Annotated in this window: 16 protein-coding genes; 11 read left to right on the forward strand and 5 right to left on the reverse strand. The window is 72.4% G+C overall.

Annotated elements, in window-relative coordinates; translation table 11 throughout:
- Positions 1 to 151: 151 nt before the first annotated feature.
- The 4 genes from ybaK to AB0J12_RS37015 form a co-directional block, all read right to left on the reverse strand.
- Positions 152 to 655, reverse strand: coding sequence for a Cys-tRNA(Pro) deacylase (gene ybaK, locus AB0J12_RS37000; protein WP_363269137.1), 504 nt, complete (start codon positions 653 to 655; stop codon positions 152 to 154).
- A gap of 58 nt (positions 656 to 713) precedes the next feature.
- Positions 714 to 1,454, reverse strand: a complete 741-nt coding sequence (locus AB0J12_RS37005; protein WP_363269138.1) for an LON peptidase substrate-binding domain-containing protein — start codon at positions 1,452 to 1,454, stop codon at positions 714 to 716.
- A gap of 161 nt (positions 1,455 to 1,615) precedes the next feature.
- Positions 1,616 to 2,620: a hypothetical protein gene (locus AB0J12_RS37010; protein WP_363269139.1), complete on the reverse strand. Its 1,005-nt coding sequence runs from the start codon at positions 2,618 to 2,620 to the stop codon at positions 1,616 to 1,618.
- Between the two features lie 146 nt (positions 2,621 to 2,766).
- Positions 2,767 to 4,344, reverse strand: a complete 1,578-nt coding sequence (locus AB0J12_RS37015) for an oxidoreductase (protein WP_363269176.1) — start codon at positions 4,342 to 4,344, stop codon at positions 2,767 to 2,769.
- 224 nt (positions 4,345 to 4,568) lie between these two features.
- On the opposite strand from AB0J12_RS37015, the gene hisD reads away from it, so the two are divergent.
- From hisD to AB0J12_RS37065, 10 genes are all read left to right on the forward strand, one after another.
- Complete coding sequence (gene hisD, locus AB0J12_RS37020) at positions 4,569 to 5,894, forward strand: histidinol dehydrogenase (RefSeq protein WP_363269141.1); 1,326 nt, start codon at positions 4,569 to 4,571, stop codon at positions 5,892 to 5,894.
- Complete coding sequence (locus AB0J12_RS37025; protein WP_363269142.1) at positions 5,891 to 7,000, forward strand: histidinol-phosphate transaminase; 1,110 nt, start codon at positions 5,891 to 5,893, stop codon at positions 6,998 to 7,000. Before hisD ends, AB0J12_RS37025 begins: the two co-directional genes overlap by 4 nt.
- A complete protein-coding gene (gene hisB / locus AB0J12_RS37030) occupies positions 6,997 to 7,590 on the forward strand; it encodes an imidazoleglycerol-phosphate dehydratase HisB (protein WP_363269143.1) in 594 nt (197 codons plus the stop codon). Before AB0J12_RS37025 ends, hisB begins: the two co-directional genes overlap by 4 nt.
- A gap of 5 nt (positions 7,591 to 7,595) precedes the next feature.
- Entirely contained in the window at positions 7,596 to 7,760 is a 165-nt protein-coding gene (locus AB0J12_RS37035) for a hypothetical protein (protein WP_363269144.1), read from the forward strand.
- Entirely contained in the window at positions 7,760 to 8,401 is a 642-nt protein-coding gene (gene hisH / locus AB0J12_RS37040) for an imidazole glycerol phosphate synthase subunit HisH (protein ID WP_363269145.1), read from the forward strand. The genes AB0J12_RS37035 and hisH overlap by 1 nt, the downstream gene beginning before the upstream one ends.
- Positions 8,398 to 9,123 carry a bifunctional 1-(5-phosphoribosyl)-5-((5-phosphoribosylamino)methylideneamino)imidazole-4-carboxamide isomerase/phosphoribosylanthranilate isomerase PriA gene (priA, locus tag AB0J12_RS37045; protein ID WP_363269146.1) on the forward strand — a complete coding sequence of 242 codons (726 nt, stop codon included), beginning with the start codon at positions 8,398 to 8,400 and terminating at the stop codon, positions 9,121 to 9,123. The genes hisH and priA overlap by 4 nt, the downstream gene beginning before the upstream one ends.
- Complete coding sequence (locus AB0J12_RS37050) at positions 9,120 to 9,530, forward strand: RidA family protein (protein WP_363269147.1); 411 nt, start codon at positions 9,120 to 9,122, stop codon at positions 9,528 to 9,530. Before priA ends, AB0J12_RS37050 begins: the two co-directional genes overlap by 4 nt.
- Positions 9,527 to 10,282, forward strand: coding sequence for an imidazole glycerol phosphate synthase subunit HisF (hisF, locus tag AB0J12_RS37055; protein WP_363269148.1), 756 nt, complete (start codon positions 9,527 to 9,529; stop codon positions 10,280 to 10,282). The genes AB0J12_RS37050 and hisF overlap by 4 nt, the downstream gene beginning before the upstream one ends.
- Before the next feature lie 122 nt (positions 10,283 to 10,404).
- Complete coding sequence (locus tag AB0J12_RS37060; RefSeq protein WP_363269149.1) at positions 10,405 to 10,995, forward strand: helix-turn-helix domain-containing protein; 591 nt, start codon at positions 10,405 to 10,407, stop codon at positions 10,993 to 10,995.
- Between the two features lie 41 nt (positions 10,996 to 11,036).
- Positions 11,037 to 12,278 (forward strand): MFS transporter, encoded by a 1,242-nt coding sequence (locus AB0J12_RS37065; protein ID WP_363269150.1) that lies wholly within the window; start codon positions 11,037 to 11,039, stop codon positions 12,276 to 12,278.
- 24 nt (positions 12,279 to 12,302) lie between these two features.
- Here the strand turns inward: AB0J12_RS37065 and AB0J12_RS37070 are convergent, their stop codons facing one another.
- Positions 12,303 to 12,938: a TIGR03085 family metal-binding protein gene (locus AB0J12_RS37070; protein WP_363269151.1), complete on the reverse strand. Its 636-nt coding sequence runs from the start codon at positions 12,936 to 12,938 to the stop codon at positions 12,303 to 12,305.
- Positions 12,939 to 12,999: 61 nt separating this feature from the next.
- Between AB0J12_RS37070 and hisI the strand changes: the two genes are divergently transcribed.
- The gene (gene hisI, locus AB0J12_RS37075) at positions 13,000 to 13,455 is read left to right on the forward strand and encodes a phosphoribosyl-AMP cyclohydrolase (protein ID WP_363269152.1); all 456 of its coding nucleotides are present in this window, start codon (positions 13,000 to 13,002) and stop codon (positions 13,453 to 13,455) included.
- Positions 13,456 to 13,465: the final 10 nt, after the last annotated feature.

The raw sequence follows: 13,465 nt of genomic DNA on the forward strand, positions 1-13,465 counted from the left end.
GACCGAGGACGGACACCCCCCACCCCGGCCCCGACCCACAACGAACCGCAGGCGCTACGCACGCCACGACGCACCGCAACGGGCCGCCGCAGGCACAAAAGGGGCGCGGGGAACTGCGCGACCAGCCACAACCCAACCCGCGCCCGAAAAACTACCCCCGCCCGATCGGCGCGAGAACCGCCTCCGTCAGCTTCGCCAGATCCCCCGGGGACAGTTCGACCTCCAGCCCCCGACGCCCCGCGGAAACACAAATCGTGTCGAACGAGGAAGCCGACGCGTCCAGCACCGTCCGCAGCCGCTTGCGCTGCCCCAGCGGCGAGATCCCCCCGCGCACATACCCCGTCGTGCGCTCCGCCAGCGACGGATCGGCCATAGCCGCCCGCTTGCCGCCCACCGCCGAGGCCAGCGCCTTGAGATCCAGCTGCCCTGCCACCGGCACGACCGCCACCGTCAGCGCCCCGTCCACGTCCGCGACCAGCGTCTTGAACACCCGTTCCGGGGAGACGCCCATCGCCTCGGCGGCCTCCTCGCCGTACGAGGGATGGCTCGGATCGTGGTCGTAGGCATGGACCGTGAAGTCCACGCCCGCCGCCGCGAGCGCCACCGTCGCCGGCGTCCCCCCGGACTGCTGCTGCTTCTTCGCCTTCTTCGCCATACCCGGCCGTTCCCCAAAGATCAGTTCACGAGTTAACGAGCTGCCCGAGTTGACGAGTTCAGTTCAGACTCGTCGGCCCCCGCGTCAGGTCCGCCGCGGGCAGCGACGGCAGCGTACGGATGATCGCCGTCTCGGCGCGCAGGAGTTTCAGCTCGTCCCGCAACCGGGACGCCGTGTCCGGCGCCTGCAGCAGCCGCTGCTTCGCCGGCGTGTCGAGCATCATGGCGGCCGCCACCAGGTAGGACACGACCGACGGCTCGTCCGGCAGATCCGCACCGGTCGACAGCGACCGCTCCCGCGCCCCCGCCAGCCGCTTCTGGTACTGCCGGAACGCCCGCAGCACCCCCTCCGCGAGCGCACCGGCCTCGTCGCCGGGCTCTTCGGGGAGCTCCTCGAGTTCCGCGGTGAGGAAGGGCCCCGAGGCGTCGACCGACAGCAGCCGCACCCTCGTCGTCCCGGTCGCCAGCACCTCGAAGGTGCCGTCGGCGCGCTCGCGGACGGTCGCCGCGTCCGCGATACAGCCCACGGAGTGGAAGGCCTTCGCCGGATCGGTGCCGAAACCGGCCGCGGGCCCATGCTCGGGCAGCGCCGTCTGGTCCGGCATGCCGGGCAGACTGGGCGCGACCTCGCGGCCGTCGCGGATGGCCACGACGGCGAACCGGCGCGGTTCGTCGTCGGGCGTCTTGAGCAGCTCGCGCATCATGGCGCGATATCGCTCCTCGAAAACGTTCAACGGGAGGACGAGCCCGGGGTACAACACCGAGTTCAGGGGAAAGAGCGGGAGCCGGACGGTGGTCACGGCGCCAAAGCCTAATGGCCGACCCGGCACCCGTGTCCGCCCCGCCCGCCCTGCGGACGCCACGACATCCGCCCAACGGTGATCACGACACCCGCCCGCAGCGGTCACGACACCCGCCCAGCGGTGGTCACCGGTGGCCACGGCACCCGGGACACCACACGTCACCGCCCCCCGGAGACCGCCACCCGCAGCTCCTCGCGTACCTGCAGAAACCGCCCCAGCGGGTCGTCCGACTGCCGCTCCCAGGGAAACGACGTGGCGTACGGGCCGTTCAGCCGCAGCTGCTCCAGCGCGTCGCCCGGCCGGTCCAGCCGGGCCAGGACGTGGATCAGCAGGTTCCGGATGGGTGCGGGCCAGGGATCGGCGGGCCCGAGCCGCGCCGACAGCGCGATCGCCCGGTCGGCCGCCGCGTCCAGCCGTTCGCGCTCCACGCGCGACTCGCGCGGACCGCGTGGGCCGACCAGACAGGCGAAGGCCGCCCGCAACGGCAGCGCCTGCACGAACGAGTCGGCCGGCGCGTCCTGTGCGGCCCGGTCGGCGAAGTCGAAGCAGGCGCGGTGGGCGTCCTGCCCGGAGGCGGCCAGATACCGCAGCGCGGCCACATGGCAGCCGTAGTGGTGCGGCGCGCGCCGCACCGCCGCCTCCCACAGCTCCTCGAAGTACCGGTGCCCGGCTCGCGCCCCGCGCGCGTGGTCCAGCGCGATGCGCCACGGCACCGGGTCGCCGTCGTCGCTGCGCGCGGCCCGGGTGATCAGCGGGCTCACCTCGCGCAGCGCCTCGGTGCGGGCCGGGGAGCGCCAGGCGCGGTCCACCGCGAGCTGGGCCTCGACCACCAGCCCGTGCGGGTCGTGCGGGTCGGCCGTGCGCCAGGCGTCCAGCCAGTCGGGGCGGGAGTGCGCGAAGGCGGCGAGCCGCAGGACGTAGCGGTCCCGGCGTTCCCACTCGGCGGCGGCGCGGGTCGCGCCGAGCAGCCCGGCGGCGGGCGCGTGGTCGCCGCGCGCGACCGCGACCAGCACGGGGGCCAGCCGGGAGTCGGGCGCGTCGAGGAGCACCTCGTCGTCGGGGACGTGGGGGGCGTCCGCGTCGGGCCCGGCGGGGTGCGCGGCGGTGGGGGTCATCCGGCCCGAGCGGATGAACGGCAGCAGCAGAGCCATGGTGTCGACCATTGAAAAGCCGCTGGTCGTGACGGCGCCAGTGGCTACACGGAACCTCCCGAAAGTTGTACGCCCCGCGGTCAAGGAAGAGCAAAACGTGACTCTTCCTCAACTTATCGAACCCCTGTGCTGCGTACCTCGGGTAACCGCAGGTCACGCTATCCGCGCCGTAACAGCCGTGTCGCCCCCGCCGCCACCGCCGTGGCCAGGACCCAGCCCAGCAGGACCAGCGCCGCGGCCAGCCACTGCCATCCGCCGGTCAGCTGCCACTGGCCGACCTGACCCAGGTCGATCACCGGCAGCAGCAGGTCCAGGGCGAACAGCGCCGGATCCCACGCCGGGTGCTCGTCGCGCTGCACCGGCGGCGGCCCCGCCTGCGCGAAGGCCAGCGAACCCGCCGCCCACAGCACCGCCAGCCACAGCGCAGCCCGGCCCGGCCGGTAGCCGTAGGCCACCGTCCAGTCCTGGGCGTATCCCCACAGCTTCGCGGCGAGCGGCAGCGTCTCGCGGCGGTGGCGCTGCTTGGCGAGCAGCACTTCGCGCGCGTCCTCGTCCTCGCCGGCGCCCCGCAGCACCGCGGCGAGGCGCTCGTACGGCTCCGGGTTGTACTCGGCGGTCGCCGCGGCCACCCATCCGAGCCGCTCGGCCAGCGGGAAGGGTCCGTGCGGCACCAGGCACTCGTAGGTGAAGCCGGCCATCTGCAGCCGCCCCGGTCCCGGCCAGGCGCTCGCCCGGTCGATGAGCGTGACGATCCGAGCCCCGGACAGCACCACCCGCCCCAGCCGCGGCTGCTCCCCGAGGAAGCGCAGCTCCGGTGTCTGCACCCGGCGCAGCGACAGCTCCTGCTCCTCGCCGAGCGCGAACCGGGCCCGCTCGAAGTCCACCGCGTCCCCGAACCGCCCGTCGTCCAGCCGCACCCCGCCCCGGCACTCGAACGCCTGGATCCGCGTGCCCTGCGCCGGTGTGACACCCATCAGCGTCTGGCCGATTCCGGCCGGGGTCAGGTACAGCGTGCGCTCGACGGTCAGCTGCGGGGCGTTCAGCGCGTGCCGGGCGTACGGGTTGGCCAGCCGCGCCCCGCGCAGGCTCAGCGACACGCCGATCTTCGCGCCGCGCAGGCTCAGCTCGCCGTCCGACTGGAGCAGCTCGGCCTGCAGGTCCTGGCCGACGCTCAGACCGTCCCCGGCGATGGACCGGCCGGTGCGGTCGCGGTGCACGATCGCCTCATTGAGCATCAGATCGGTGCCTATGTGCGCGTCGGTGAGCCGGACGCCGCGGTGGAAGCGGCAGTGCGGCAGATGCAGATCGCCCTCGGTGTGCAGCCGCGCGGCCTCCAGCCGCGGCACCGAGCAGTTCACCAGCCGCAGCGTCGTGAAGCGGGCCTCCGGCAGCAGCACGTCGCTCTCGAAGCGGCAGCCGCGCAGCTCCACGTACGGCGCGACCGTGCCGCCCGCGAGGTCGAGCGCGCCGCTGAGCTGCACCCCGACCAGTTTCAGCGCGGAGACGCGGCCCGCGAGGGCGGGCGGGCCGTCCAGCAGCAGCCAGGCCACGATCCGCGCCCGCACCGTGCGCTCCGCTCCCCAGGGGTGCCCGCCGTGCGGGTCGTCGACGGTCAGGTCGCCGCTGCTCAGGTCGTACACACTGCCGTTGCGGAAGGCCAGCCACATGCCGGCTTCCGTGGCGGTCAGCTCGTCCGGCAGATCGCCGGTGTCGTGGAGGCCCACCTCCTCGGTCACCACGCTCACTTCCTCCCCGGCTACTCGCGGGTTCGGTCTTCGTACAGCCGTTCATGCCCGGTGGGTGACACGCCGAACACCGAAAGTGACGGTCGTGTTCCGGACAGACCGCGCGCCCCCCGGCCGCGCGGTCCCGCGCCCGCACCCCCGCGTCGTACCACGTCGTGTATCAGCCATTGATACGGCCGCACGGCACTCGGCGCGGGTCTGAGAGAATTGAGACCGTGATCTCCCGAATCGATCTGCGCGGCGACGCCCTTCCTGAGGGCCCCGCCCTGCGTGACCTGCTGCCCCGAGCCGACTTCGACGTTTCTGCCGCACTGGAGAAGGTGCGTCCGATCTGCGAGGCCGTGCATCATCGTGGCGACGCGGCACTGATCGACTTCGCGGAGAAATTCGACGGCGTCCGGCTGGAACAGGTACGGGTGCCGGCCGAGGCGCTCGCCAAGGCGCTCGACGAGCTGGACCCGGCCGTGCGCGCGGCCCTGGAGGAGTCCATCCGCCGCGCCCGTCTCGTCCACCGTGCGCAGCGCCGCTCCACGCACACCACCCAGGTCGTGCCCGGCGGCACCGTGACCGAGAAGTGGGTGCCGGTCGAGCGCGTCGGTCTGTACGCGCCCGGCGGCCGGTCCGTCTACCCCTCGTCCGTCGTGATGAACGTCGTGCCGGCGCAGGAGGCCGGTGTCCCCTCGATCGCCCTCGCCTCGCCCGCCCAGGCCGAGTTCGGAGGGCTGCCGCACCCGACGATCCTCGCCGCCTGCGCCCTGCTCGGCGTCGACGAGGTGTACGCCGCGGGCGGCGCCACGGCCGTCGCGATGTTCGCCCACGGCACCGAGTCCTGCCCGCCCGCCAACATGGTCACCGGCCCCGGCAACATCTGGGTCGCCGCCGCCAAGCGCTACTTCACCGGCAAGATCGGCATCGACGCCGAGGCCGGTCCGACCGAGATCGCGATCCTGGCGGACGCCACGGCCGACCCGGTGCACGTCGCCGCCGACCTGATCAGCCAGGCCGAGCACGACCCGCTGGCCGCCGCCGTCCTGGTCACCGACTCCGTGGAGCTGGCCGACGCGGTCGAGCTCGAGCTCGAGCCGCAGGTCGCGGCCACCAAGCACATCGACGACCGGATCGTGCCCGCCCTCAAGGGCCGCCAGTCCGCGATCGTGCTGGTCAACGGCGTCGAGGAGGGTCTGCGCGTGGTCGACGCCTACGGCGCCGAGCACCTGGAGATCCAGACCGCCGACGCCGCCGCGGTCGCCGACCGCGTGCAGAACGCCGGCGCTATCTTCATCGGCCCCTGGGCACCCGTCTCGCTCGGCGACTACGCGGCCGGCTCCAACCACGTCCTGCCCACCGGCGGCTGCGCCTGCCACTCCTCCGGCCTGTCCGTGCAGTCCTTCCTGCGCGGCATCCACATCGTCGACTACACGAAGGACGCGCTGGCCGAGGTCGCGCACCACGTGGTGACGCTGGCGGAGGCGGAGGACCTGCCCGCGCACGGCGCGGCGATCAAGGCGAGGTTCGACTGGAAGGTGCCGGAGAGCAAGTGAACGTCCGGATCGACGATCTCCCCGTACGGGACGAGCTGCGCGGCAAGTCCCCCTACGGCGCGCCCCAGCTGGACGTCCCCGTACGGCTGAACACCAACGAGAACCCCTACCCGCTGCCCGAGCCGCTGGTCGAGCGGATCGCCGAGCGGGTGCGCGAGGCGGCCCGCAGCCTCAACCGCTACCCGGACCGCGACGCCGTCGAGCTGCGCACCAAGCTGGCCGAGTACCTGACCGGCACGTCCGGCTACGAGGTCGCCCTGGCGAACGTCTGGGCGGCCAACGGCTCCAACGAGGTCATCCAGCAGCTGCTGCAGACCTTCGGCGGGCCCGGCCGCACCGCCATCGGCTTCGAGCCGTCGTACTCGATGCACGCGCTCATCGCGCGCGGTACCGGCACGGGCTGGATCTCCGGCCCGCGCAACGACGACTTCACCATCGACCTCGCCGCCGCCGAGAAGGCGATCGCCGAGAACCGGCCCGACGTCGTCTTCATCACCACCCCCAACAACCCCACGGGCACGGCGGTCCCGCCGGAGACCGTGATCGCCCTGTACGAGGCCGCGCAGGCCGCCAAACCCTCGATCGTGATCGCGGACGAGGCGTACATCGAGTTCAGTCACGGCGACTCGCTGCTGCCGCTGCTCGAAGGCCGCCCGCACCTCGTCGTCTCCCGCACCATGTCGAAGGCGTTCGGCGCGGCCGGACTGCGCCTCGGCTATCTCGCCGCGCACCCGGCCGTCGTGGACGCCGTCCAGCTGGTGCGGCTGCCGTACCACCTCTCGGCGATCACCCAGGCGACCGCGCTGGCCGCGCTGGAGCACACCGACACCCTGCTCGGTTACGTCGAGCAGCTGAAGGCCGAGCGGGACCGGCTGGTGAGCGAACTGCTGGCCATCGGCTACGAGGTGACGGCGTCGGACGCCAACTTCGTGCAGTTCGGCCGGTTCGACGACGCCCACGAGGTCTGGCAGAGGATCCTCGACCGGGGTGTCCTGGTCCGCGACAACGGCGTGCCGGGATGGCTGCGGGTCACCGCCGGCACCCCGCAGGAGAACGACGCGTTCCTCGACGCGGTCCGTGAAGTGAAGAAGGAGCTTGAGGCATGAGCCGCGTTGGACGCATAGAGCGCACCACCAAGGAGACCTCGGTGCTGGTCGAGATCGACCTCGACGGCACCGGGAAGACCGACATCGCCACCGGCGTCGGCTTCTACGACCACATGCTCGACCAGCTCGGCCGGCACGGTCTGTTCGACCTGACCGTGAAGACCGACGGCGACCTGCACATCGACTCCCACCACACCATCGAGGACACCGCCCTCGCGCTGGGCGCCGCCTTCAAGCAGGCCCTCGGCGACAAGGTGGGCATCTACCGCTTCGGCAACTGCACGGTCCCGCTGGACGAGTCCCTCGCCCAGGTCACCGTCGACCTCTCCGGCCGCCCCTACCTGGTGCACACCGAGCCGGAGAACATGGCGCCGATGATCGGCGAGTACGACACCACGATGACCCGGCACATCCTGGAGTCCTTCGTGGCGCAGGCCCAGGTCGCCCTGCACGTGCACGTGCCCTACGGCCGCAACGCGCACCACATCGTGGAGTGCCAGTTCAAGGCGCTGGCCCGGGCCCTGCGCTACGCCTCCGAGCGCGACCCGCGCGCGGCGGGCATCCTCCCGTCCACGAAGGGTGCGCTGTAAAAGCGATGAACGGTCTGTCCACCGTCCTGATCGTCGTCGGTCTGTTCCTGATCGGCGGCATCATCTCCTTCGTCAAGCAGCAGATGCCGCGGAGCCTGATCGTGCTGCTGTCCATCGGCGCGGCCATGTGCCTGGTCGCCGGGGTGATGCGGCTGGAGGTGTGGAGCTGATGAGCAGCCCGAAGAAGGTCGTCGTCTTCGACTACGGCTTCGGGAACGTGCGCTCCGCCGAGCGCGCCCTGGCACGCGCGGGTGCCGATGTCGAGATCACCCGCGACTACGACCGGGCCATGAACGCCGACGGCCTGCTCGTGCCCGGCGTCGGTGCCTTCGCCGCCTGCATGGCGGGGCTCAAGGAGGCGCGCGGCCACTGGATCGTCGAGCGCCGGCTGGCCGGCGGCCGCCCGGTGATGGGCATCTGCGTCGGCATGCAGATCCTCTTCGCGCGGGGCATCGAGCACGGCGTTCAGGCCGAGGGGCTGGACGAGTGGCCCGGCACGGTCGAGCCGCTCCAGGCCGACATCGTGCCCCACATGGGCTGGAACACCGTGGACGCCCCGGCCGGCTCGGAGCTGTTCGCCGGCCTGGACGCCGACGCCCGCTTCTACTTCGTGCACTCCTACGCGGTCCACGACTGGAGCCTCGAGGTCACCAACCCGGTCATCGCGGCTCCCAAGGTCACCTGGGCCACGCACGGCAAGCCCTTCGTGGCCGCCGTCGAGAACGGCGTCCTGTGGGCCACGCAGTTCCACCCCGAGAAGTCCGGCGACGCCGGAGCCCAGCTCCTCACCAACTGGATCGGAACACTGTGAGCAAGCTCGAACTCCTCCCCGCCGTCGACGTCCGCGACGGCCAGGCCGTCCGCCTGGTGCACGGTGAGTCCGGCACCGAGACCTCCTACGGCTCCCCGCTGGAGGCCGCCCTCGCCTGGCAGCGCTCCGGCGCCGAGTGGCTGCACCTGGTCGACCTGGACGCCGCCTTCGGCACCGGGGACAACCGCGAGCTGATCGCCGAGGTCGCGAAGGCGATGGACATCAAGGTGGAGCTGTCCGGCGGTATCCGCGACGACGAGACCCTGGCCGCCGCGCTGGCCACCGGCTGCACCCGCGTCAACCTCGGCACGGCCGCCCTGGAGACCCCCGAGTGGGTCGCCAAGGTCATCGCCGAGCACGGCGACAAGATCGCCGTCGGCCTCGACGTGCGCGGCACCACCCTGCGCGGCCGCGGCTGGACCCGCGACGGCGGCGACCTCTACGAGACGCTGGACCGCCTGAACAAGGAGGGCTGCGCCCGCTACGTCGTCACCGACATCGCCAAGGACGGCACGCTGCAGGGCCCCAACCTGGAGCTGCTGAAGAACGTCTGCGCGGCCACCGACCGCCCGGTCGTGGCCTCCGGCGGCGTGTCCTCGCTGGACGACCTGCGCGCCATCGCCGACCTGGTACCGCTCGGTGTGGAGGGCGCCATCGTCGGGAAGGCGCTGTACGCAAAGGCGTTCACCCTCGAAGAGGCTCTGGAGGCGGTAGCCAAGTGAGCGATGTCCGACGCGTGTCGACCGGCGCGCCCTGGGAGGAGCAGTTCGGCTACTCCCGCGCGGTGGAGCTGCCGAACGGCCTGGTGCTGGTCTCGGGCTGCACGTCCATCGTGGACGGGCAGATCGCCGGGGGCGGCCCGTACGAGCAGACGGTCAACGCCTTCCAGGTCGCCCTGGCGGCGCTGAAGGAGGTGGGGCTCGGCCGGGACGACGTCGTGCGCACGCGCATGTACATCACCCACGCCCGGGACGTGGACGACGTCGGCCGTGCGCACAAGGAGCTGTTCGACTCCGTCCGGCCCGCCACGTCGATGATCATCGTCTCCGGTTTCGTCGACCCCTCTCTGGTCGTCGAGGTCGAGGTGGAGGCGTACCGCTCCGGCGGAGTGCAGGGAGTGTCCGCATGACCCTGGCGGTCCGAGTCATTCCCTGCCTGGACGTGGACAACGGCCGGGTCGTCAAGGGCGTCAACTTCCAGAACCTGCGCGACGCGGGCGACCCCGTCGAGATGGCCAAGGTGTACGACGCCGAGGGCGCCGACGAGCTGACCTTCCTGGACATCACCGCGTCCTCGGGCAACCGGGAGACGACGTACGACGTGGTGCGCCGCACCGCCGAGCAGGTCTTCATCCCGCTGACCGTCGGCGGCGGTGTGCGCACGGCCGAGGACGTCGACAAGCTGCTGCGCGCGGGCGCCGACAAGGTCGGCGTCAACACGGCCGCGATCGCCCGCCCGGAGCTGATCCGGGAGATCGCCGAGCGCTTCGGCCGGCAGGTGCTGGTGCTGTCGGTGGACGCCCGCCGTACCGAGTCCGGCTCCTTCGAGGTGACCACCCACGGCGGCCGCCGCGGCACCGGCATCGACGCCGTCGAGTGGGCCCACCGGGCGGCCGAGCTGGGCGCCGGCGAGATCCTGCTCAACTCGATGGACGCCGACGGCACCAAGGACGGCTACGACCTGGAGATGATCGCGGCCGTGCGCAAGCACGTCACGATCCCGGTGATCGCCTCCGGTGGCGCCGGCAAGCTCGCCGACTTCGCGCCGGCCGTGGAGGCGGGCGCGGACGCGGTGCTGGCCGCGTCGGTGTTCCACTTCGGCGACCTGCGCATCGGCGAGGTGAAGCAGACGCTGCGGGAGGCGGGCCACCCCGTGCGCTGACCCGTTCGACCAGGGCCCCGGCCGGTTGCGTGACCGTGCCGGGGCTTTTTCACGCGCAGATGCGAAAGGAAAGTTGCGCAAAATATATTGTGCAACTTTTCTTGTGCATCTAGCGTGGAGGCATGCCAGACAGGGAGAGAGACCGCCGGATCCGGGACGTGGGCACGCTCAAGGCGCTCGCCCACCCGCTGCGGATGAAGCTGTACCGGGCGCTGACCATCGCCCGCACCGCCACCGCCTCCCAGCTCGCCGAACAGGTCGACGAAGCGGTGTCCCTGGTCAGCTACCACCTGCGCAAACTCGCCGAGCACGGCCTCATCGAGGAGGCCGGGACACAGAGCACGGACGCCCGCGAACGCTGGTGGCAGCCCTCCACCGACGGCGTCTCGATCCGCGACGAGGACTTCCGCGACGCCCCGGAGAAGGCCGCCGCGCACACCGCCGCCAGCCGCCTCTTCTTCGAGCAGCGGGCCGACATGTACCGCCGCTTCCTCGACGAACGCCCCCACTGGGGCGCCGAGTGGAACACCGCCTCCGACTCCTCCGAGTGGCTGCTCAAGCTCACCCCGGACGAACTGGCACGGCTGTCCAAGGAGATCCACGACCTCGTGCGCACGTACGAGGAGCTCGGCCGTGCCGCAGCCGAAGCGGGCGACACGGAAGGCCGCGAGAACGTCGCCATGCACACGTACGGCTTCCCCTTCCGCACCTGAGATCCCGCGACCCGGGATCCTCTTCCGAGAGGACGGTCCGCGTGACCACCACCCTCGCGTCACCCGCCCGCCCGGTCGACAGACCCGCCCACCGCGACCCCAACGTCCTGCGCTGGCTCGGCGCCTACGCCTCGTCCGCGGTCGGCGACAACGTCTACTACATCGCCCTGTCCTGGACGGCCGTCCAGAGCGGCACCCCCGCACAGGCCGGCCTCGTCACCGCGGCCAGCGCCGTGCCGCGCGCCCTGCTGATGCTCGGCGGGGGAGTGGTGGCCGACCGCTACGGGCCGCGCCGGGTCGTCCTCGGCTCCACCGCCGCCCGCAGCGCCCTCGTCCTCGGCGCCGCCGTCCTGCTGCTCGTCACCAGCCCGGGCCTGTGGGTGCTCGGCGCGGTCGCCGTGCTCTTCGGCATCGTCGACGCCGTCTTCCTGCCCGCGGCTGGTGCGCTGCCCGCGCGGATCACCTCACGCGACCAGCTCACCCGCGTCCAGGGCATGCGCGGCATGGCCACCCGGCTCGCCAACGTCCTCGGCGGACCGCTCGGCGGCCTCGGCGTCGCCGTCGGCGGCACCGCCGGCGCCTTCGGCCTGGCCGCGCTGCTCGTCGGGGTGTCCCTGCCACTGCTGCTGGGCGTGCGGGTCGGTGCGCTGCCGCCGGACGAACGCCAGGACCGGCAGCCCGTGCTCGCCGAACTGCGGGACGGACTGCGGCACATCCGGCGGGACGCGGTGCTGCGTCCGCTGGTGATCGCCGCCGCTCTCAGCGACCTCGGCTTCGTCGGCCCCATGAACCTCGGCCTGACCGTCCTCGCCCAGCAGCGCGGCTGGGGCTCCGCCGGCATGGGCTGGGTGCTCGCCGGCTTCGGCACCGGCGCGGCAGGGGCCGCCCTGCTGATCACCTGGCGCGGCCGCATCCCTCGCGCCGCCGTGGTGGCCGCGGTGACCAACCTGGTGGCGGCCCTCGCCATCGCCGCCCTCGCCCAGGTCCCGTCCGTCGCCGCCGCGGCCGGCGTGGCCGCACTCATCGGCGTGACCGCCGGCCTGTCCGGCGCCCTGTGCGGAGCACTCGTCCAGGTCCGGGCCGGTGCCGCCTACCTCGGCCGGGTCATGTCCGTCTCCACCCTGGTGGGCTTCGGCGTCGCACCCCTCACCTTCCCCCTGGTCGGCGGGGCCGTGACGCTGTGGGGCACCGGACCGGTGTTCGCGGTGTGCGCGGGCGTCAGCGCCCTCGCCGGCGTGGTCGTCCTGGGCGCCCGCCCGCTGCGCCGCGCCGAACTGCCGTGACCCGGGACCGGGCGAACGCGGGCGCTAGATCCCCAGCTCCTTCGCCTCGTGCAGCTTGGCGATGGCGTCCTCCTCGCCGTCCAGCGCCACCTTCGCCGCGCTCTGCCGGCCGTACAGGAACAGCACCAGCTCCGACGGCTCGCCCGTCACCGTGACCACCGGTGTGCCCCGGTGGGCGACCGCCGTCTGGCCGTCGGGGCGGCGCAGCACCAGGCCCGTCGGGGCGCCGCGGCCCATCAGCCGGGCCGTGCGCTCCAGCCGGGACCACAGGGCGTCCTGGAACACCGGGTCCAGCTCGCGCGTCGACCAGTCCGGCTGGGCGCGGCGGACGTCCTCGGCGTGGACGTAGAACTCGATCGTGTTCGACGCCTCGTCGAGCTGCTTGAGCTGAAACGGTGAGAAGCGCGGCGGGCCGGTGCGGATGAGCCGGATCAGCTCCTCGTACGGCTTGCCCGCGAACTCCTCCATCACCTTCTCCAGGCGGGACGCCAGCGGCTTGATCAGAATGCCCCCGGCGGCGTCCGGGCGGCGCTCACGCACCACCACGTGCGCGGCGAGATCGCGGGTCTGCCAGCCCTCGCACAGGGTCGGGGCGTCCGGACCGGCCGTCTCCAGGAGGTCGGCGAGCAGGAGTCGTTCACGCTTGGCGAAGGTCGACATACCGTCAGCCTACGACCACCCAGTGGACACGGCACCGGTGCGATCACCCGCGCGCGGCACAATGGCACCCATGACCAGCAGCACGCCCGCCCGTCACCCGACCACCGCCCCTGGTGGAGGCGCTTCGCGCCACAGCTCTCCGCCCAGCAGCCTCGCCCCGGAGATCGCCGCGCGTCTCAAGCGCAGCCCCGACGGCCTCCTGCCCGCGATCGCCCAGCAGTACGACACCGGGGAGGTGCTCATGCTCGGCTGGATGGACGACGAGGCCCTGCACCGCACGCTCACCACCGGCCGCTGCACCTACTGGTCGCGCAGCCGCCAGGAGTACTGGGTCAAGGGCGACACCTCCGGGCACTTCCAGTGGGTGAAGTCCGTCGCCCTGGACTGCGACGCCGACACCGTGCTCGTGAAGGTCGACCAGGTCGGCGCCGCCTGCCACACCGGCGCGCGCACCTGCTTCGACGTCGACGTGCTGCTCAAGGACGCCGGTTCCGGCGTACCGGGCTCGGATCAGTAGGGTCGGCCGC

Source organism: Streptomyces sp. NPDC049915, assembly GCF_040656475.1.
Lineage (GTDB): Bacteria > Actinomycetota > Actinomycetes > Streptomycetales > Streptomycetaceae > Streptomyces.